The 21,870-nt window shown below is 45.7% G+C and carries 15 protein-coding genes; 14 read left to right on the plus strand and 1 reads right to left on the minus strand.

The features are described 5' to 3' along the window. Positions 1 to 413 precede the first annotated feature (413 nt). From scfB to aspS, 10 genes are all read left to right on the plus strand, one after another. Positions 414 to 1,778, plus strand: a complete 1,365-nt coding sequence (gene scfB, locus BLHYD_RS05865; RefSeq protein ID WP_005944652.1) for a thioether cross-link-forming SCIFF peptide maturase — start codon at positions 414 to 416, stop codon at positions 1,776 to 1,778. Between the two features lie 24 nt (positions 1,779 to 1,802). Then, positions 1,803 to 4,061, plus strand: coding sequence for a protein translocase subunit SecDF (locus tag BLHYD_RS05870; protein WP_005944653.1), 2,259 nt, complete (start codon positions 1,803 to 1,805; stop codon positions 4,059 to 4,061). Between the two features lie 110 nt (positions 4,062 to 4,171). Continuing rightward, a complete protein-coding gene (gene recJ, locus BLHYD_RS05875; protein WP_260784520.1) occupies positions 4,172 to 5,890 on the plus strand; it encodes a single-stranded-DNA-specific exonuclease RecJ in 1,719 nt (572 codons plus the stop codon). 141 nt (positions 5,891 to 6,031) lie between these two features. Beyond that, positions 6,032 to 6,556 carry an adenine phosphoribosyltransferase gene (locus tag BLHYD_RS05880; protein WP_040350245.1) on the plus strand — a complete coding sequence of 175 codons (525 nt, stop codon included), beginning with the start codon at positions 6,032 to 6,034 and terminating at the stop codon, positions 6,554 to 6,556. A gap of 20 nt (positions 6,557 to 6,576) precedes the next feature. Then, complete coding sequence (locus BLHYD_RS05885; protein WP_005944659.1) at positions 6,577 to 8,886, plus strand: RelA/SpoT family protein; 2,310 nt, start codon at positions 6,577 to 6,579, stop codon at positions 8,884 to 8,886. Between the two features lie 10 nt (positions 8,887 to 8,896). Next, a complete protein-coding gene (locus BLHYD_RS05890) occupies positions 8,897 to 9,526 on the plus strand; it encodes an MBL fold metallo-hydrolase (RefSeq protein ID WP_005944662.1) in 630 nt (209 codons plus the stop codon). Next, a complete protein-coding gene (gene hemZ, locus BLHYD_RS05895) occupies positions 9,498 to 10,982 on the plus strand; it encodes a coproporphyrinogen dehydrogenase HemZ (RefSeq protein ID WP_005944664.1) in 1,485 nt (494 codons plus the stop codon). The genes BLHYD_RS05890 and hemZ overlap by 29 nt, the downstream gene beginning before the upstream one ends. Before the next feature lie 13 nt (positions 10,983 to 10,995). Next, positions 10,996 to 11,544 (plus strand): HD-GYP domain-containing protein, encoded by a 549-nt coding sequence (locus BLHYD_RS05900; RefSeq protein WP_005944666.1) that lies wholly within the window; start codon positions 10,996 to 10,998, stop codon positions 11,542 to 11,544. Positions 11,545 to 11,590: 46 nt separating this feature from the next. Beyond that, positions 11,591 to 12,850, plus strand: coding sequence for a histidine--tRNA ligase (hisS, locus tag BLHYD_RS05905; RefSeq protein WP_021846097.1), 1,260 nt, complete (start codon positions 11,591 to 11,593; stop codon positions 12,848 to 12,850). 44 nt (positions 12,851 to 12,894) lie between these two features. After that, a complete protein-coding gene (aspS, locus tag BLHYD_RS05910; protein ID WP_005944670.1) occupies positions 12,895 to 14,694 on the plus strand; it encodes an aspartate--tRNA ligase in 1,800 nt (599 codons plus the stop codon). 68 nt (positions 14,695 to 14,762) lie between these two features. Here the strand turns inward: aspS and BLHYD_RS05915 are convergent, their stop codons facing one another. Beyond that, complete coding sequence (locus BLHYD_RS05915; RefSeq protein ID WP_005944672.1) at positions 14,763 to 15,968, minus strand: hypothetical protein; 1,206 nt, start codon at positions 15,966 to 15,968, stop codon at positions 14,763 to 14,765. Between the two features lie 259 nt (positions 15,969 to 16,227). On the opposite strand from BLHYD_RS05915, the gene BLHYD_RS05920 reads away from it, so the two are divergent. The 4 genes from BLHYD_RS05920 to BLHYD_RS05935 all read left to right on the plus strand — a co-directional run bounded on the left by BLHYD_RS05920 (position 16,228) and on the right by BLHYD_RS05935 (position 21,733). Then, positions 16,228 to 17,748: an efflux RND transporter periplasmic adaptor subunit gene (locus BLHYD_RS05920; protein ID WP_005944677.1), complete on the plus strand. Its 1,521-nt coding sequence runs from the start codon at positions 16,228 to 16,230 to the stop codon at positions 17,746 to 17,748. Between the two features lie 5 nt (positions 17,749 to 17,753). Beyond that, positions 17,754 to 18,434 (plus strand): ABC transporter ATP-binding protein, encoded by a 681-nt coding sequence (locus tag BLHYD_RS05925; protein WP_005944679.1) that lies wholly within the window; start codon positions 17,754 to 17,756, stop codon positions 18,432 to 18,434. Further along, on the plus strand, positions 18,431 to 20,401 hold the full coding sequence (locus tag BLHYD_RS05930; RefSeq protein WP_005944681.1) for a biotin/lipoyl-binding protein: 1,971 nt from the start codon (positions 18,431 to 18,433) through the stop codon (positions 20,399 to 20,401). Before BLHYD_RS05925 ends, BLHYD_RS05930 begins: the two co-directional genes overlap by 4 nt. Before the next feature lie 78 nt (positions 20,402 to 20,479). Continuing rightward, positions 20,480 to 21,733: an ABC transporter permease gene (locus BLHYD_RS05935; protein WP_005944683.1), complete on the plus strand. Its 1,254-nt coding sequence runs from the start codon at positions 20,480 to 20,482 to the stop codon at positions 21,731 to 21,733. The last annotated feature ends 137 nt before the right edge of the window (positions 21,734 to 21,870 follow it).

Below are 21,870 nucleotides of genomic sequence, written 5' to 3' on the forward strand. Positions count from 1 at the left end.
CGCTAATGCAAGAAAGTCCTTTCCTATAACATAAACGCTCCGCGAGGATGCGCACGCCACAATAAGGTAGTACACCGCAAGTCGGTGTTGCGACGGCGCGCAAAGAGGGACTGCGCCTCTCAAGATCGAGAGGACGGGAGAGCTGAAGTGGGCTTGCCCGTTTTGTTCTGTTATAGGAAAGACCTTGCCACGCTAATGCATGAAAGTCCTTTCCTATAACAGAAATGCTCCGCGAGGATGCGCACGCCGCAACGAGGAATATCACCGCAAAGCGGTCTGCGGCGGCGCGCAAAGAGGGACGCGCCTCTCAAGATCGAGAGGACGGGGGAGCTGAAGTGGGCTTGCCCACTTTGTTCTGTCATAGGAAAGACCTTGTCGCACTAAACTAAGTAGGAAAGGATTGCTAAAGATCGATGGGATTGATTCATCAATATAGAAATAATGGTTACAACATTGTTTTGGATATAAACAGTGGTTGCATTCATGTGGTAGACGAAGTAGTCTATGAAACAGTTGCTTTGTTAGATCAGGGAAAGGACAAAGAGGAGATCTTGGAGTCTCTTCGAGGAAAATTTCCTGAGGGAGATATTCAGACTGCTCTCGAGGAATGTGAGGAACTGATAGAAGGAGGAATGCTTTTTACTGAAGATATCTATAAGGAGGCAATTCAGAATTTTACCAGGCATGAGACTGTGGTGAAAGCTCTCTGCCTCCATATCGCTCATGACTGTAATCTAGCATGCAGGTATTGCTTTGCAGAGGAGGGGGAGTACCATGGGCATAGGGAATTGATGTCCTATGAGGTGGGAAAGCAGGCCCTGGACTTTTTGATTGCGAATTCAGGTTCTAGGAGAAACCTGGAAGTGGATTTCTTTGGTGGCGAGCCACTGATGAATTGGAAGGTGGTCAAGGAACTTGTAAGATATGGCAGGGAACAGGAAAAACTTCACGATAAGAATTTTAGGTTTACATTGACCACTAACGGTGTCGCCCTGAATGATGAGATTATGGAATTTTGTAACCGGGAAATGGGAAACGTAGTGTTAAGCGTGGATGGAAGAAAGGAAGTGCATGATTTTATGCGGCCTTTCCCGAAAGGAGCTGGCAGCTACGATTTAATCCTCCCCAAATTTCAGAAATTTGCAGAGAGCCGAAATCAGGACAAGTATTATGTGAGAGGTACTTTTACTCGGCATAATCTGGACTTTTCTAAGGATGTGTTGCATCTGGCTGACTTGGGCTTTAAGCAGATTTCTGTGGAACCAGTGGTAGCTCCGGACGAGGCGGAATATTCTTTGAGAGAAGAAGATCTTCCAATCATTTTTGAGGAGTATGATAAGCTGGCAAGAGAGATGATTGTCCGGGAAAAAGAAGGCAGAGGATTTAATTTTTTCCATTTTATGATTGATCTGACGGGAGGTCCTTGTGTGTATAAGAGGCTGTCTGGTTGCGGTTCTGGTACGGAGTATTTGGCTGTGACTCCGTGGGGGGACCTTTATCCTTGCCATCAGTTCGTAGGGGAAGAAAAGTTTAAAATGGGAGATGTATTCCACGGAATACAAGCGCCTGAGATCAGAGAAGAGTTTTCGCATTGTAACGTATATACTAAGGAGAAATGTAAGGAATGTTTTGCACGCTTCTATTGCAGCGGCGGCTGCGCGGCGAATTCTTACAATTTTCACGGGACGATTCAAGATGCCTACGATATTGGTTGCGAATTGCAGCGAAAACGGATTGAGTGCGCGATCATGTTGAAAGCAGCGTTGGCAGAAGAGTAAAGGTCAGCGTATTAGGAGGCAAAAATGAAGAAAAACAAAGGTATTATTATTTTAATTGCGACGGTGATTATCACAGCGTTTCTAACCTTTGTGGCAGCGGTAGGGATTGGCCCCACGGGTACAGGTGCGGCGAGGAACATCAATACTGGGCTGGATTTGGCTGGCGGTGTGAGCATCACTTACGAGACGACGGTGGAGAATCCAAGCAGTGATGATATGGCAGATACCATATACAAACTACAGCAGCGTGTGGAACAGTACAGTACGGAGTCCCAGGTATATCAGGAAGGCAGCAACCGAATTAATGTGGAAATTCCTGGTGTGACAGACGCCAATTCCATTTTGGAGGAATTGGGAAAACCTGGCTCTCTGTACTTTATCGCCCACAAGGACAGCGAGGGGAATGAGAATTATAGTTTTGACAGTTCAACAGGGGGCTATGTGCTGAATAAAGAACTGGATGAACTGCAGGAGGATGGCTCCATAGTTCTGACAGGTACGGATGTGGAGACGGCAAAGGCGGTCATAGCCCAAGACGACATGCAGAACAAAGAGAATGTCGTAGATCTGACATTGACGAAAGCGGGTGCGAAGAAATTTGCGGAGGCTACGAAAAAGGCCTACGAGGATAATCGGGACAGTATCGGAATTTATTATGATGGCGAGTTTGTCAGTGTGCCGAATGTACAGGCAGAGATTACCGGTGGAAACGCACAGATTTCTGGGATGGCGGATGCACAAGAGGCGGAAAATTTAGCTTCCACAATCCGAATCGGTGGTTTGAAACTGGAATTGACAGAGCTGCGCTCTAACGTTGTTGCCGCTCAGCTGGGAGAAGAGGCGATCTCCACCAGCGTCGTGGCGGCTGCGATCGGTATGGTAATTGTCATGATTTTCATGATACTGATGTACCGCGTTCCGGGCGTTGTGGCCAGTGTGGCTTTGGTGATCTATACAGATGTTATGCTGATTACTCTGAATGCCTTTGACATCACACTTACTTTGCCGGGTATCGCTGGTATTATTCTGGGTATCGGTATGGCTGTAGACGCGAATGTCATTATTTATGCGCGTATCCGCGAAGAGATTGCGTCAGGAATCTCTGTGAGAAGTTCCATACAAAATGGATTTAAGAAAGCGTTTTCAGCAATCTTTGACGGAAATATTACGACATTGATCGCATCTTTTGTGTTGATGTGGTTGGGCTCAGGTACAGTAAAGGGGTTTGCCTATACTCTAGCTTTAGGCATTGTGATCTCTATGTTCACAGCGCTGGTGGTTTCGCGCTATATTGTACAGGCTCTGTTCGCCGTGGGAGTGAGAGATGAAAAATTCTTTGGAAGAGCAAAACAGCGGAAAGTTATCGACTTCCTTGGAAAGAGAAGATTCTTTTTTGTAGTCTCGATCTGTCTGATTCTATGCGCGCCGATTTTCATGGTTGTTCATCACAGCTCTGAGGGCAAAGCGTTGAATTACAGTCTTGAATTTTCAGGCGGAACGTCTACGAACGTGACGTTTAATGAAGACATGGATATCAAGACCATTGATTCTGAAGTGACGCCTCTGGTGGAGAGAGTGACAGGTGACAAGAATGTTCAGCCTACGAAAGTGGTGGGAACTAACCAGGTTATCATCAAAACGAAATCTTTGAATCTGGATGAGAGAGAGGCTTTAAACAAAGCTCTTGTGGATGAATTTGGTGTGGATGAAAGTAAGATCACTGCGGAGAGTATTTCATCTACGATCAGTTCGGAAATGAGAAATGATGCAATTATGGCGGTGATTGTGGCTACCATCTGTATGCTGCTGTACATCTGGTTACGTTTTAAGGATATTCGTTTTGCCAGCAGTGCAGTCTTGGCTTTGGTGCATGATGTGCTGGTGGTACTGGCGTTCTATGCAATTGCCAGGGTCTCCGTGGGAAATACGTTTATCGCGTGTATGCTGACGATCGTCGGCTATTCTATCAATGCGACCATTGTCATCTTTGACCGTATTCGTGAGAATATGCGTGGAAAGAAAAAGAAGGAAGAGCTCAAAGAGGTGGTCAATGCAAGTATTACTCAGACATTGACGAGAAGTATCTATACTTCATTTACCACTTTTGTGATGGTGGCAGTACTGTATATCATGGGTGTTTCCTCGATTCGGGAGTTCGCACTGCCGCTGATCGTCGGTATTGTCTGCGGTGCGTATTCTTCTGTATGCATTACCGGTGCGTTGTGGTATGTAATGAAGACGAGAGGAATGAAAGAGAATAAAGTGGTAACTAAGAAAAAATAGTGATGGGGAGGGTGCCGTGCAGTAAGCGCGGCACCCTTTGTTGCGGTTCACGTTGGATAGGGAAGGGAGCCTTCCTCTATCCGATAAGAAAAAGGACGAGGAGATGGAAAATGAGAGAAGAAAAGTGGGTAGTCTCGGCAAAGAGAGCAGATTTTCAAAAAATCGGACAGGAATACGGGATAGACCCGGTGATAGCCAGACTGATTCGTAACCGTGAGGTACAAAGCTCGGAGCAGATAGATCAGTACTTGAATGGGAAAGTGGAAGACTTGCCATCGCCATGGTTTTTTAAGGATATGGAGAAAGCTGTAAATCTTATCGAAGCGAAAATACGGCAACGAAAGTTGATTCGTATTATTGGAGACTATGACATTGACGGTGTAGTTTCTACTTACATATTGTTGAGAGGACTAGATAGACTGAAGGCAAAGGTGGATACCTATATCCCGGACCGGGTGGCTGATGGATATGGAATCCATCTGCCGTTGATTGAGAAGGCATTGGAGGATGGGATTGATACGATACTGACCTGTGACAATGGGATTGCGGCTTACAATGAGATTGTCTATGCCAAAGAGAGGGGACTGACGGTCATCGTCACAGATCACCATGAAGTACCTTTTACAAAGAAGGCAGACGAAAAAGAAGAAGTGCTTCCGCCAGCAGACGCAATTGTGAATCCAAAACAACGCAATTGTTCTTATCCGAACAAGAATTTGTGCGGGGCAGCGGTAGCTTATAAATTGATTTTGGCATTGTATGAGCGTTATGGGATTCCAAAGGCAGAGGGGGAAGAATTCATTGAACTTGCCGCCATTGCCACTGTGGGCGACGTGATGGATTTACAAGGAGAAAACAGAGTCTTGGTAAAAGAAGGATTGAAGAGACTGGAAAACACTTGGAACTTGGGACTGAGGGAGCTGATACGGGCCAATGGGCTGGAAGACAAGAAAATTACAGCCTACCACATCGGCTTTGTGATAGGTCCGTGCCTGAATGCCAGCGGAAGGCTGGACACGGCTGCCAGATCTTTGGAATTGCTGAAATCTCAGGATGTGAAAGAAGCTGCTCGGCTGGCTGGTGATTTGCTGGCGATCAATCAGAGCCGGAAAGCGTTGACAGCACAAGGGGTGAAACAGGCTGTGGAGATGGTGGAGACGACATCGCTGAGGGAAGACCGGGTGCTGGTCGTATATCTTCCAGACTGTCATGAAAGTCTGGCTGGAATTATTGCCGGCAGACTTCGAGAGCGTTACTACCGTCCAGTACTGGTACTCACCAAAGGGGAACAGTGTGTAAAAGGTTCGGGGCGTTCGATAGAGGCCTATTCTATGTTTGAGTCCTTGACAGAATGTAAGGAGTTGATGATTCAGTATGGAGGACATCCTATGGCAGCGGGGTTGTCCATGGAAGAAGAAAATGTTCCGAGGCTGAGGAAACAATTGAATGAGAAGTGCAAACTGACAAAGGAAGATTTATGTCCGAAAATTACGATAGATGTGGCAATGCCCTTTTCTTATATCCGTCGGGAACTGGTGGAACAGTTAGATTTGTTAGAGCCCTTTGGAAAAGGGAATCCAAAGCCAGTTTTTGCCCAAAAAGGGGTAAGAGTTTTGGGATGTCGTGTGTTTGGACAGAGCCGGAATGTAGTGAAAATGCAGGCGGTGACGGAAGACGGCTGTGGGATGGACGCGGTTTATTTTGGAGAGGCCGAACCTTTTTTGGATAGAGCTTCTCAGAATGAACCGTTGTCAGTAACTTATTACCCGGCAATAAACCGATATCAAGGAAGAGAGAAGCTTCAGGTGATTATACAGAATTACCGGTGATGACGGGCAGGGCCTGTTTAAAATATATAGATTCGGCTATAATCTCAAGAGGATTATACCGCGGAGTTGGCATTGATTCCCTGGGGAAAAAATGATATACTATTAATATTGCAAAAATCGACAGATAATGGAGGAATGGTAATGAAAAGGTTAGAGGATTATGTAAGAAGTATCCCGGATTTTCCAGAGGAGGGAATTATATTCAGAGATATCACAAGTGTACTGCAGGACGCGGACGGGCTTGCACTTGCCATTGACTCCATGCAAAAATGTTTGGAGGAGATGGATGTGGATGTGATTGTGGGGACGGAATCAAGAGGCTTTATCTTTGGAGTCCCCATTGCTTATAATCTTCACAAACCCTTCGTACCTGTGAGGAAAAAAGGAAAACTTCCCTGTGAGACAATCTCCGAAGAATATGATCTGGAGTATGGAAGTTCTGTGATCGAAATGCATAAGGACTCTATTAAGCCCGGTCAGAAAGTGGCGATTGTGGATGATCTGATTGCCACCGGTGGAACTGTGGAGGCAGCGGTGAAAATGGTGGAGAAGTTAGGCGGAGAAGTTGTGAAGATTGTATTTTTGATGGAACTAGCAGGTTTACATGGCAGAGATCGGCTGAAAGGATATCAGGTGGAATCTGTCATACGGTATGAAGGAAAATAATAAAGGAGGGTGAATCGTTCATGGGGGAGAAGAACTTGGCCATTGATCAGGAAAAATTAGAGAGTATGAAAAAAGCGGATGCCAATGTAAAAAAAATGAGCGACTTTACCAGTCCGGAGGTCCTGTATGAAGAGCTACTTGCCTGCGTGAGAAAATACCATCCGTCGGCAGATCTGTCGATGATCGAGAAGGCTTATCGGATTGCGAAAAACGCTCATGAAGGCCAGTTTAGGAAGTCAGGAGAGCCGTATATTATACATCCGTTGTGTGTAGCAATCATTTTGGCAGACTTGGAACTGGATAAGGAGACGATTGTGGCAGGACTTCTGCACGACGCTGTGGAAGATACTATTATGACTACAGAGGAGATTCAGCAGGAATTCGGAGCAGAAGTAGCTCTCCTGGTGGATGGTGTCACGAAGCTAGGTCAGTTGTCCTATTCAGCGGACAAAGTGGAACTACAGGCTGAAAATTTGCGGAAGATGTTTTTGGCTATGGCCAAAGATATTCGGGTTATTTTGATCAAATTGGCGGACCGGCTACATAATATGCGGACCTTGCAGTATATGAAGCCGGAGAAACAGCAGGAAAAGGCAAGAGAGACCATGGATATCTATGCTCCTATTGCCATGCGTCTGGGAATTTCTAAAGTCAAGGTAGAATTGGATGATCTGGCTTTGAAATATTTAAAGCCGGATGTGTATTATGACTTAGTAGAAAAGATCAATTTAAAGAAGAGCGAGCGGGAAGACTATGTAAACCAGGTCGTAGGACAGGTAAAGCGCCATATGGAAGACGCGGGCATCAAAGCGCAGGTAGATGGAAGAATCAAGCATTTCTTCAGTATCTACCGAAAAATGGTGAACCAGGACAAAACGATTGACCAGATCTATGATCTGTTTGCGGTTCGTATCCTCGTGGACACAGTGAAAGACTGCTATGCTGCGCTAGGAGTCATCCATGAGATGTACAAACCGATTCCGGGGCGTTTTAAAGACTATATCGCAATGCCGAAGCCCAATATGTATCAGTCTCTTCACACAACTTTAATTGGCCCGAAAGGTCAGCCCTTTGAGATTCAGATCCGTACTTTTGAGATGCACAAGACGGCGGAATATGGTATCGCGGCTCACTGGAAGTATAAAGAGTCCTCAGATGGAAAAAAACCGATTGGTATACGGGAAGAAGAGAAGCTCAATTGGCTGCGTCAGATTTTGGAGTGGCAGAAAGATATGTCTGACAACAAAGAATTTTTGAGCCTTCTCAAAAATGATCTGGATTTGTTTGCGGACAATGTGTATTGCTTCACTCCTCAAGGAGATGTGAAGACTCTGCCCAATGGTTCCACACCGATCGATTTCGCATACAGTGTTCACAGTGCCGTGGGAAATAATATGGTTGGTGCCAGAGTGAATGGAAAATTAGTTCCCATCGAGTATGTGATTAACAATGGAGACAGAATTGAAATCATCACTTCTCAGAATTCCCAGGGACCGAGCCGTGACTGGCTGAAGATCGTAAAAAGCACTCAGGCGAAGAACAAGATTAACCAGTGGTTTAAGCAAGAGCTGAAAGAGGACAATATCCTAAAGGGAAAAGAGATGCTCCAGCAGTACGCGAAGGCGAAAGGCTACCACCTGAGTGAGTATACCAAATCCAAATATATGGAAGCGGTGATGAGAAAATATGGTTTTCGAGATTGGGATTCTGTTCTGGCGGCCATTGGACATGGTGGCCTGAAGGAAGGGCAAGTGCTGAATAAGCTGAGAGAAGCCTATGAGAAAGAACATGTTCAGCAGATTACAGATGAGCAGATTCTGGCTGAGATGAATTCCAATCAAGAAAGAGAACGGCGAAGTAAGACCAAGAGCGGAATTGTAGTCAAAGGGATTCACGATGTGGCCGTGCGGTTTTCGAAATGTTGCAGTCCGATTCCAGGAGATGAGATCGTGGGGTTTGTCACTCGAGGACGAGGAGTTTCGATTCACAGGACAGACTGTGTAAATGTTCTGAATATGACAGAGATAGACCGGTACAGATTGATAGAGGCAGAATGGCAGCAGCCGGAAGACAAGGCAGAGGCTCCGGAAAAATACCTGGCTGAGATCGTGATTTATGCCAATAACCGTACGGGTCTGCTGGCAGATATCTCGAAAATATTTACGGAGAGAAAACTGGATTTACGCAGTATTAACAGCCGTACCAGCAAGAGAGAAAAGGCATCCATAGCAATGTCCTTTGATATAGGAAGCAAAGAGGAACTCAACAGCCTGATTACAAAGATCAGGCAGGTAGAAAGCGTTTTGGACGTGGAACGAACCACCGGTTAAGGAGTATGAGATGAAAAATTTAGAGTTGCAGAAAAGTGTACTGGGTTCTGTATTTACAAACTGTTATTTTTTGATGAACAAAGAAACAAAAGAAATGATTATCGTGGACCCAGCGGATAGCCCGGAGTTAATCGAGCAGAAAGTTCTGCAGATGGGAGGAAGACCTGTGGCGATTCTCCTGACTCATGGGCATTTTGACCATATTTTGGCCGCCAATGAAGTGAAGGAAAAATATGGGGCGAAGCTTTATGCCTGTCAAGAGGAGGAGGGAATGCTGATGAATCCTCAGTTGAGTCTCACCTCCTACAAAGACGCGAATTACGTGGTGAAAGCGGATGTACTATTGACAGATCTGGAAATTTTTGAGGAGGCAGGTTTCCGCATTCAGGCAATTCACACGCCAGGGCATACGAAGGGAAGCTGCTGTTATTACATTGCAGATGAGAATGTGCTGATGAGCGGAGATATGTTGTTTTATGAGTCGGTAGGACGTTCCGATCTTCCGACAGGAAGCACTGCTCAGATCGTACAAAGCTTACATAAATTGCTGAAAGCTTTGCCGGATGAGACAGATGTCTTTCCGGGACATGACTGCCAAACGACGATAGGACATGAAAAGAGGTACAATCCCTTTGTGTAAGATTGGTGTTCGCTTTAATGAGAAGAATTTTGAGTATGATGTATATTCTCTGGTGAAAGAATTCTATCCCGGCACTGACGTTCAGATTTGTTATGGGCAGGAGAAGGGCGAAGAATTTACCCAGGAAATTTCCGTGTGTTATTGGGAGAACAGCATTCAAATAGAGTATCAGGACAAAGGGCAATCCAAAGATCGAGAGGAGATTGCCCTTGATTGCGCCTGGGACAGAAAAACGACGAAAGATAAGCTGAAACAGGCGGTGTATTGTCTGCTGAAGCGGCAGACCGGCAAAAGTCAGCCGTGGGGAACCTTGACTGGCATCAGACCCACGAAATTGGTGATGGGGATGCTTGAGTCAGGCATGAGTAATTCGGAAATTGCACAGTTTATGAGGGAAGAGTACTACGTCAGCCCTCAAAAAACAGCCCTGAGTGTGACGATTGCCAACCGGGAGAGAGAGATTTTAAAGGATATCGACTATGAAAATGGCTACAGTTTATATATAGGAATACCGTTTTGTCCCAGCATCTGCCTGTACTGTTCCTTCAGCTCATATCCCTATAAACAGTGGGAGAAGAGAGCAGGAGAGTATGTGCAGGCCTTGAAAAGAGAGATTTGGGCGGTGGCCGGGATGATGAAAAACCGGAAGCTGGATACGGTCTATATGGGAGGCGGTACTCCCACTACACTGCCGCCGGAATATCTGGATGAAGTGCTGACTTGCATAGAAGAAGCTTTTCCGTGTGAGAGTCTTCATGAGTACACTGTGGAAGCTGGGCGTCCTGACAGTCTCACCAGGGAGAAGCTGGAAGCTGTCCGCAGACATCCGGTCAGCAGGATTTCTGTGAATCCGCAGACAATGAACGATAAGACCCTGGAGGTTATCGGAAGACGCCATACGGTTAGGGAGACCATAGACGCTTTTAAACTGGCAAGAGACTGCGGTTTTGACAATATCAATATGGATTTGATCGTGGGCCTTCCGGGGGAAGGCAAAGAAGAGGTAGCCCATACATTGGAGGAAATTCAGAAATTATCTCCAGACAGCCTAACCGTTCACTCTCTGGCGGTTAAGCGGGCGGCGAGGCTGAATATGTTCCGGGAGCAGTATCAGGAGATGACCTTTGAGAACAATCAGGAGATTATGGATATGACTGCCTGGTGTGCCTATGAGATGGGAATGGGACCGTATTATCTTTACCGCCAGAAAAATATGGCTGGAAATTTTGAGAATGTGGGATATGCAAAGGTTGACAAAGCCGGAATTTACAATATACTTATTATGGAAGAGAAGCAGCCGATCATCGCGTTGGGAGCAGGTGGCTCGACGAAATTGGTGTTTGACCATGGAAGAAGAATTGAGAGAGTGGAAAATGTAAAGGATGTGGCAAACTATATCGAGCGAATCGATGAGATGATCGAGCGAAAGAGAATTGGAATAACCACTTATCTATAAGGAGCATGCGACAGTGAAAACACAAAGAGACGATCTTCAGGACCGCTTCTTGGACATAAGTTTTGCAGCTGAGCTAGAGCATGGAATTGTCGTCAGTAACCTGGCCTATGATGTGGCAAAGGAACTTGGACTCTCTGAGGATTTTTGCTATCAGCTGGCCATAGCGGGAATGGTGCATGACATCGGTAAGTTTAAATTGGTGCGATATATTGAAGGCGCTGAGGATTTGATGGCGATTGAGGAACTTAGGTATGTGCGGATGCATTCTAACTTAGGCTATCTGGTCTTGAAAGATCAGGGGTATTCGCAGCTTGTGTTGGAGAGTGTCTTATATCACCATGAGAATTACGACGGAAGCGGATGTCCTTCTAATCTGCGGGGAGAGGAAATTCCTTTGGGAGCAAGGATTCTGAGAGTTTGCGACGTATACGCGGCCCTTCGTTCGGACCGCGCGTATCGGAAGGCTCTAGACGAGGATTCGATTATGAAATTGATGATCGAAGAAATTAAAAATTTTGATATGCGGATATTTTTGGCATTTCAAAGAGTGATACACAAATGATGTGCCAGGAGACGTTATAAAACCAAAAAATATAAAGGAGACAATTATGGCGTTAAAGAAGAAACCAACTACCGGGATGAAAGACATTTTGCCTAGAGAGATGGAAATACGAAATTATGTGATGAATATGATTCGCGAGACTTATGGGACATTTGGATTTTCCTCGATTGAGACCCCGTGTGTAGAGCATATTGAGAATCTTTGCAGCAAACAAGGCGGAGAGAATGAAAAACTGATTTTTAAAATTTTAAAACGCGGAGAGAAATTGAAATTAGATCAGGCTGAAAATGAGAGTGATCTGGTGGATAGTGGACTGCGCTATGATCTTACAGTTCCTCTCAGCCGTTATTATTCCAATAATGCTAACGAGCTTCCGGCACCTTTTAAGGCTTTGCAAATGGGGAATGTGTGGAGAGCGGACCGTCCGCAAAGAGGACGTTTTCGTCAGTTCATGCAGTGTGATATTGATATCCTGGGAGAGTCGACTTATCTGGCAGAAATCGAACTGATTTTAGCGACGACGACTCTTTTGGGGAAACTGGATTTTGAGAATTTTACGATTCGGGTCAACGACCGGAAGCTTTTAAAAGCGATGGCGCAGTACAGCGGATTTCCAGAGGAGAGCTATGACACGGTGTTCATTATCCTGGATAAGATGGACAAGATCGGTCTGAATGGTGTGGCTGAGGAACTAAAGCGGGAAGGCTTTGAACCGAGCAGTGTTGAGACTTATCTGGGACTGTTTCAGGAGATCACCAAGGATGTGGAAGGTGTACGGTACTGCAAGGAAAAATTAAAAGATGTGATGGACGCGAAGGTGGCTGAGGATTTGGAGACCATCATCACAAGCGTGGACGCGGTGAAGACGGCTAAGTTTAAGATGGAATTTGACCCGACACTTGTGCGAGGAATGTCTTATTACACAGGCCCCATCTTTGAGATTGCAATGGATGAGTTCGGAGGGTCTGTGGGCGGTGGTGGCCGATATGATGAGATGATTGGAAAATTCACCGGAAACAATGTGTGTGCATGCGGATTTTCCATTGGGTTTGAGCGCATTGTCATGTTGCTGTTAGAGAGAGGCTACACAATTCCATCGGCAAGCGGAAGAAAAGCTTATCTGATCGAGAAAAATATGCCGGCAGTACAGCTTTTGGAGATTTTGAAGAAGGCTGAGTCTGAGAGGGCTCAGGGAGTACAGGTAAATCTGGCGATTATGAAGAAAAATAAGAAATTCCAAAAAGAGCAGCTGATGAGAGATGGATATGAAGAGTTCGAGGAGTTTTATCGGACAGCTCTGAAATAAAGTGGCGATTTAACTTAAGTTCGAGAGAAAGTAGAGGAAAAGATATGGCAGAGAGTATGCGTGGACTGCATAGAAGTCATCGCTGTGCAGAAGTGACAAAAGAGATGACAGGCAGTGAAGTCACCTTGATGGGATGGGTTCAAAAGAGCAGAAACAAAGGCGGTATTGTCTTTGTGGATTTGAGAGACCGTTCCGGTTTGATCCAGCTAATTTTTGAAAATGGAAGCATCGACGAGAGTGGTTTCGAGAAAGCAGGCAAACTGCGCAGTGAGTTTGTGATTGCTGTGGTGGGAACTGTGGAAGCCCGCTCAGGCGCGGTGAATCCCAACATGCTGACAGGTGAAATTGAGATTCGCGTCAGGGAGCTGAGAATTCTCTCAGAAGCGGAGACACCGCCGTTTCCTATCGAGGAGAACAGCAAGACCAAAGATGAGGTTCGCCTGAAATACCGTTATCTGGATTTGCGCCGTCCAGATTTACAGAGAAACTTGATGCTCAGAAGCCAGGTCGCGACTTTGACCCGTCAGTTTTTTGCCCAGGAGGGCTTTTTGGAGATTGAGACTCCGATGCTCACCAAGAGTACTCCGGAGGGAGCGAGAGATTATCTGGTGCCAAGCCGTGTACACCAGGGAAGTTTTTATGCGCTGCCGCAGTCTCCGCAGATTTTTAAACAGCTATTGATGTGTTCCGGTTATGACCGATATATTCAGATTGCCAGATGCTTCAGAGATGAAGATCTGAGAGCGGACCGTCAGCCGGAGTTTACCCAGATTGACATGGAGCTGTCTTTCGTGGATGTGGATGATGTGCTTGACGTGAATGAGAGATTTCTGGCATTTCTGTTCAAGGAAGTTCTGGGAGTGGAGGTTTCTCTGCCGATTCAGAGAATTACTTGGCAGGAGGCTATGGACCGATTTGGTTCTGACAAACCGGATATGCGTTTTGGAATGGAGCTGCAGGATGTATCTGAGGTAGTCAAGGATTGTGAGTTTGCGGTGTTCAAAGGCGCTTTGGAAAATGGCGGCAGCGTTCGTGGAATTAACGCGAAAGGCCAGGGGAAAATGCCGAGAAAGAAGATTGATAAGCTGGTAGAATTCGCGAAAGGCTATGGGGCGAAGGGACTGGCATATCTGGCTGTAAATGAGGACGGCACTTATAAATCTTCCTTTGCAAAATTCATGACAGAGGAAGAGATGGGCGGTCTGGTCAAAGCCATGAAGGGAGAACCAGGCGATCTTCTGCTGTTTGCGGCAGACAAAAATAAGCTGGTCTACGATGTTTTGGGAGCTCTCCGTCTGGAGCTGGGTAGACAGATGGAACTGATGGATAAGAATGAATTTCGCTTTGTGTGGGTGACGGAGTTCCCTCTGCTGGAATGGTCTGAGGAAGAAGAACGCTATACAGCGATGCACCATCCATTTACCATGCTGATGGATGAAGATCTTCCTCTGCTGGATACGGAACCTGGCAAAGTAAGAGCGAAGGCTTATGATATCGTATTGAACGGAAATGAGATCGGCGGCGGAAGTGTGAGAATTTTCCAGAACGACGTCCAGGAGAGAATGTTTGAAGTCTTGGGCTTTACGAAAGAGGCAGCCTATGAACAGTTTGGTTTCCTTCTGAACGCGTTTAAATATGGTGTTCCGCCTCATGCGGGACTGGCTTACGGTTTGGACCGTCTGGTAATGCTGATGGCCGGGGCAGATTCCATCCGAGAGGTCATTGCGTTTCCTAAGGTAAAAGATGCCTCCTGTCTGATGTCTGAGGCACCAAGCGCGGTGAGTGAAGCACAGCTAGAAGAGTTGGCACTAAAGATCGCAAAAGAAGATATTTCTGAGAATTGAATAAGGGAAGAGGCCCTGTACTGTCTGAGAAGAACTCTCGACAGCACAGGGCCTTTTATATTTTAGGGTTATTCATAGTCATAGGACTCGTCATAATTGTCGATGTCATAAGAACTATCTTCATATTCCGCGTCTTCCGTATCGGTCTGGTCGTCCTCGGAAGTCACTTCCTTATCTGTGACGATGTTGGCGCTACTAGAGCTTAGGTTTCCGAAAAGAGCCTGTCCGATTTTGCTGTTCAGTTCCACATTCCAGGTTTTGCCGTCGTTTACCAGTTCAATGGGAACATCCGTCTTCGAAGTCGCTTTATTGTTTTTGATGGCATCTAGGAGATATTCCTGAGACTTTGCCAGACGTCCTTCTTCCCCGTCAATCACTGCTTCAGGGGTGGCGAGATACTTATCCAGTTCAGCTTCGTATTTTTCGAGAATAGAAGTGCTGTCAAAGGAAGTGATCGCCACTTTGACATTGGCTGTATACCCGTGATCTGTTGCGTCTTTTACCTCGTAGTTGAAACATTTATGTACCTGTTTAACCAGGGCAGTGGCTATTTCTTTCTCCCGCTCCTCATCTGTGTTTAATACGGCATCTAAGTTTAGGTAGGTGTTTAATTGTTCCGTATCCATTTTTTTGAGAGTTTTCATGTAGACATCTACCGTCTCAGAAGGCGTTAAAATATTGGGATCAGACAGATAAGTGAGAAGACCGCCGACGAGTTCATTTTCTAAATTCTCATTTTTTTGTATGATCCAGTCGTCCCCGTTTTGGAGCAAATGAATCGTACAGTTAGTCTCTACTTCTTCATATTTTTGAGTTTTTAACATCTTTCCCAGAAGAAGGTAATGGTCTTCCAGGGAAGAAGAATTTGTAGAGCTGCTAACAGTGTCGGCGTTTTCCAGGATGCTTTGCTTTAGATGTGCAGCAGCGAAATCTTTCGCCAGAGCTCTTGAGTCTATGGTAGTCAGTCGGACGGAAGCAGTGGCTTTTTGGGCCTCCTGATCTACCTTGACTTCCATGATTTTGTAGTCAAAATCTTTGAAAAAGAGTGAAAACACTTCTTCCATTTCTGCAGATAGATGGGAGGTGTCTGTTGCGTCTGGAAACAGGTCTTCATAAGGGATATATCCCTGTGTCGTGGTTGAATCGAAGTTTTTCAAAAGATCCAGTTCATTGCTGACTACTTTTTCCACTTCTTTTTTTACGGAATTTCCACAACCGGTGAGAAGAAACAGAAAACATAGCAGCAAAAAAGAAATTTGTCTTTTTAGTTTCATACATAATAAATCCTTTCAAAAAACAAGATATGTTACAGTGTACCAGAAAAAGGAAGAGAATGTCAACATTGTGTGAATTATGTGAGGCAAGTTTGATCTTTGAGAGGAAATCTGGTATGATAGAACAAAAACGCTCCGGTAATACTGTGTGGGATTTTGCCGGTGTAAGTTATATGGAGAAATCATTAGTGGGCAGATTTATAAGGCCTGCTGTCAATCATTTTGTGAGAATTGGATGTCGAATGCAGGAGGACGTTATATGAATAGAAAACGAATTGCTGCCGTGGGTGGAATTGCTGCTGCGGTTTGTCTTGTGGTGGGGGCAGGGATCTTTTTTTGGATGAGAAGCGAAAGGTCATCAGATAAGGCTGAGGTCTATGTCTCTACAGTGAGCTCTTTGACAGAGACGGCTTCGGGAGCGGAGAACCGCTACGCTGGAGTGGTGGAACCACAGAAAACAGTAAAAATCAAGTTGGAGAGCAAACGAAAGGTAAAAGATGTAAAAGTATCAGAAGGACAGAGTGTAAAAACTGGGGATGTGTTGTTTGAGTATGATATGAGTAGCAACGAGGATGATCTGGCGGAAGCACAGTTAGATTTGGAGCGTCTCCAAAATGAAGCTCTGAGCCTGAAAGAGCAGATGGAGACTTATGAGAAAGAAAAGCAGGAGGCCCAGGAAGAGGAGAGTCAGCTTTCCTATACCATTCAGATTCAGACAGCCAAGATGGATTTGAAGAAAAATGAATATAATCAGAAAAGCAAGCAGGCAGAGATCGAGAAGTTGCAAAGAGAGTCCACACAGACAAAAGTGACCAGCGAGATTGATGGAATTATCAAAAAAATTGACAGCAGTCAGATTGGTGATGGAACTGGTGAGGCCAGTGAGATGGAGGACGGCAGCGTGGATGGAACTTCGGATTCTCAGGCGTTTATCACAATTTTGAGCACAGGTTCTTATCGGGTCAAGGGCACGGTAAATGAGCAGAACGTACAGAGTATTGTACAAGGGGCCCCGGTAATCATACGCTCTAGAGTAGATGAAGAACAGACCTGGAAAGGTGTGATGGGTTCGGTGGATATGAAAAATCCTGTAAAAAATGATTCCGCGATGATGGTAGATACGATGGACGGCAATGACACCTCCCAGACAGCTTCTTCCAGCTATCCGTTCTATGTGGAGATGGACAGCAGTGAGGGCCTGATGCTGGGACAGCACGTATATATCGAGATGGATTACGGGCAGACGGATGCGAGAGATGGTCTGTGGCTGGATGAGTATTATATCGTTGACCCTGAAGGGGCTCCCTATGTCTGGGCGGCCGATGAAGACGACCGTCTGGAAAAACGCAGCGTTACCTTGGGTGGGTACGATGAGGAGCTGGGAAAATACGAGATCAAAAAAGGACTCAGCAAAAAAGACTGCATTGCATTTCCAACAGATGATCTGAAAGAGGGAATGCTCACCGCGATCAACGATGAGGCTCAGATTCCGACGGACAGCGGGCAGGGGCAGCAGGAAGGCTCGAGAAGTGAGCCGGAGATACTGGAAGAGGATGTGCAGAGCTCTCCTCAGGAAGATGTGATAGAAGAGAATGTCATAGAGGAAGATGTGGGAATGGATGAAGTGATAGAAGAAAGCGCTGGGAATGAAGTGATAGAGGAGGATGCCGGCGTTGACGCAGATATCAACGATGATTATGACAGTGGTGACTCAGGGGAGGAGCTGCAGGAAGGACAAATCTTAGAGGAAGTAGATGGACCGCCGACGGAAGGAGAATAACCGGAATGATTTTGGAACTGAGAGAGATCTATAAAGATTATCAGCAAGGAAAGCTGGTTGTGCCTGTCTTAAAGCATGTGAATTTTTCCATGGAGGAAGGGGAATACACCGCTATCATGGGCCCATCCGGTTCCGGAAAAACGACTATGATGAACATTATAGGCTGTCTGGACAAGGCGACATCAGGAGATTTTTATTTGGATGGACAGGATATCAACAAATGTACGGAAAATGAGATGTCGGATATCCGTCTTCACAAGATTGGCTTTGTATTTCAAAGCTTTCATCTGCTGCCAAAACAGACTGCTTTGGAAAATGTGGAGATGCCTCTGACTTACGCAAAGGTTCCGAAAAAGGAACGCAGGGAAAAAGCTTTGCGGGCTTTGGAAAGAGTGGGATTGGCAGATCGTGTGGACTTTCGGCCTAATCAGCTTTCAGGAGGGCAGATGCAAAGAGTGGCGATTGCCAGAGCGATCGTGAACAGTCCTAAATTGTTGTTGGCAGATGAACCTACAGGAGCGCTGGACACGAAGTCCGGCGAACAGGTTATGGAATTGTTCCAGAGTTTGAACAAAGAGGGGGTAACGGTGTTGATGATAACTCATGATCCGGAGATCGCTTCTTTTGCAAAGCGGGTGGTGACAATCCGAGACGGAGTGCTCAGTGAGAAGGGAGGAATAGGATGACCAGAAAGAAAAAGGGAATTCTCCTGGTATCGGTACTGCTGGTGATCTGCCTTTTGACAAGTGCTGTGGCCGTGGTCGCAAAGAAGGCGAATGAGAGTGTGGTTACGGTTATCCCAGTGGAGAGCATTTATATGGAGAGCTACGTGGAATCCACGAATGTGGAGGGAAATGTGGCTACGTCTGCAACTCAGAAAGTGAAGGTGGCAAAGGATACCACGATCGAGCAGGTTTATGTAAAGCAGGGAGACCGAGTGCATAAAGGAGAGAAACTTGTCACATTCGATATGACGCTGACAGAGCTGGAGTTGTCTATCGCTCAGCTCACAAAAAAGAGTCAGGAGCTTCAGTTGGATAAGGCCAAGAAATCTTTGACAAATCTGGAAAATGGAGGGCCTATTGAGGAGGAAGAATATAATGCGGACGATATTGACGCGCAGCAAGAAGAAATGAAGGACGATGAGGTCATAGAAGAAGACGGCAGTGAAGTGATTGAAGAGACGGATGCGAGCGCTTCCTATGGAGAGCCGGTCGAGCTGCTGACTGCGTCCTGGGGAAATCCCTTATTTGCGATGATAGAAAAAATGGATGCCTCACAAGAAACAGAGGAAGAATCGGAATTTTCTGATACAGGAACACCGGAACCGACCCAGGAACCGGAGGAGGATGAAAACCCCACAGAAGAGCCGGAGCTGACCGAAACGCCTTCACCGGAGCTCACTGAGAAACCGTCAATCACACCGATACCGGAGGATTCCCAGGAGACAGAAATTAGAAGGCCAAAGGTGGATGCCGGGGAAGCCGAGATGATTACGAAGCTGACGGCGGACACGGTGGCTTTTTCAGGGGATGGGACGCAGGAAAACCCATATACATATATTTGTAAGAGTGGAGTTGAGGAAGTGACTGTTACCAAGGGCTTTTTGAATTTGATGATGGGATACAGCCCGGGGGGAAAGGAAAAATATGAGGAGGTGACTCCTTATCACTTTCAGATTATCTTTTATTCAGAAGGTGACTTAAAGGTGCTCCACGTGAATTCTGCTGAAAGGTTTAAAGAGATTGAGTTTCCGCTGAGTAAAGATTCTGAAGATCCTCAGGTGGTGTTTCAAAAGACAGAAGGGCAAGATGGGGATGAAAATGATTTTTCGGCGATCGGTGATATTTTTGCTGATGATGAGGAAACAGATGTCTACGAAGACCCCGGTTATGTGGAAGATGAGGGCGGCATTGAGGAAGAGCCTTCGGGGATGACCAGGGAAGAGGCAATCAAGAGTAAGAAAAGTGAGATTAAAAATTTAGAACTGGATATCAAGGAAAGCGCGATCAAAATTTCCAAGCTAGAGAAGAAGTTAGAGAACCGCACGGTGACCAGTAAAGTAGATGGGACGGTTGCGAAGATGGGAGATCCCGAGACGGGGACATACACGGGAAATTCTTTTATGGAGATTGTAAGTGATCAGGGGCTGTACATCAAAGGAGCAGTGAGTGAGCTGTTGTTGGAGGAATTTCAGGAAGGAATGACGATCAATGGCTCTTCCTACGAGACTGGAAATGTTTTTCAGGCAAAGGTGACAGATGTGGCAGACTATCCGGAAGACTCTATTCAATACAGTTATGGAAATCCAAATGTGTCTTACTATCCCTTTATTGCTGAGGTGGAAGGGGATGTGGACTTAGGAACGGATGAATATATAAGCCTTTCCTTTGAGAGTTCATCTGGTGAAAATCAGATGAGTGTGATCAAAGCTTTTGTGCGCACGGAAAATGGACAAAGCTATGTGATGATTGATGACGATGGGAAGCTGAAAAAACAGTATGTGAACGTGGGTGTCAGTACAGATGGATACAGTATCCCAGTAAAAAGTGGGTTATCTATGGAAGATAAGATTGCTTTTCCCTATGGAAAAGGTGTCAAAGAAGGGGCGAAGACACAGGAAGGAACAATCGATGATATCTATGGGTACTAAGTGTCAGAAGAGAAAGTTCAAACTTTTGTTTTGCTCAGGGAATTTGGATGAACATAGAGCCAGAGAGGAGAAGAACATATGCTGGAAAATATAAGGCTGTCTTTTCAGGGAATTTGGTCTCATAAGATGCGTTCTTTTTTGACGATGCTGGGAATTATTATCGGTATCGCGTCGATCATATCCATTGTATCCACGATAAAAGGGACCAGTGAGCAGATAAAAGAGAATTTAATCGGTGCCGGTAACAATGCGGTGACGGTCAGTCTCTATGAGGGAGATATGGAATATGACGCTGAGTATGGCAGCACAGGCTCAAAGACTCCAATTTTGACGGATGGGCAGAAGGAAGAGATCATGGATTTAGAGGATGTAGAGGACGCTTCCTTCTACTATAGCAGGGCTTATGCCGACAGCATCTACTATGAAAATTCCAGTCTTCAAGGTGGAAAAGTATTAGGAGTGGATTTGCATTATCTGAATGCTTGCGGATATCTTGTACAAACAGGCAGAGGATTTGTGGAAAAGGACTATGATGGATATAAGAAGGTTGCTATCCTAGATAGTGTGGCAGCTGCAAGTCTGTTTCCAGATGGAAGCCCGCTAGGAAAAACGATTGAGATTAAGCAGGAGCCTTTTGTCGTAGTGGGGATTATAGAACAGTCGGATGATTTTGAGCCGGTGATTAACACGATCGACGAGTACTATACTTACGAGCAGGACAGCACGGGACTTGTGTTGATTCCCAGTGCTTCCTGGCCTGTCGTATATCAGTTTGACGAGCCGCAGAATGTGGTAGTAAAGGCCAGCAGTACAGATACGATGAGCAGTGTTGGAAAAAAAGCAGAGGATATTCTAAACAGCAATATTGACAGCGACAGCTCGAAGATGAAATACAAGGCTAACGATGTGATGGAGACGGCGAGAAATCTTCAGGAACTCAGCAGGAGCACGAATTCTCAGATGCTTTGGATTGCGAGTATATCCTTATTGGTTGGCGGCATCGGCGTGATGAACATCATGCTGGTTTCTGTCACAGAGCGTACCAGTGAAATCGGATTGAAGAAAGCGATCGGTGCCAGGAAAAAGTCTATATTAGTACAATTTTTGACAGAGGCAGCAGTGCTGACTAGTATCGGAGGAGTGTTAGGCGTATTGGCTGGGTTGGTATTGTCGCAGGTGGTATCTCAGATTTCTAAGACACCTACAGCAATCAGTATTTCAGCGATTGTCGGTTCCGTATTGTTTTCTATGGTAATTGGTCTGGTGTTTGGATTGTTGCCGTCAGTAAAAGCTGCGAATCTGAATCCTATTGATGCGTTGAGAAGCGAATAAGAAAGAGGGTGCCTCACCATGAAGTTATAGTTCATGGTGAGACACCCTTTTTGTCATGCAATAGGAAAGACTTTGTTGCGCTAATGCGTAAAAGTTCCTTCCTATTACACAAACGCTCTGCTAAAGATGCGCACACC

It is taken from the genome of Blautia hydrogenotrophica DSM 10507 (assembly GCF_034356035.1).
GTDB classification, from domain to species: domain Bacteria; phylum Bacillota; class Clostridia; order Lachnospirales; family Lachnospiraceae; genus Blautia_A; species Blautia_A hydrogenotrophica.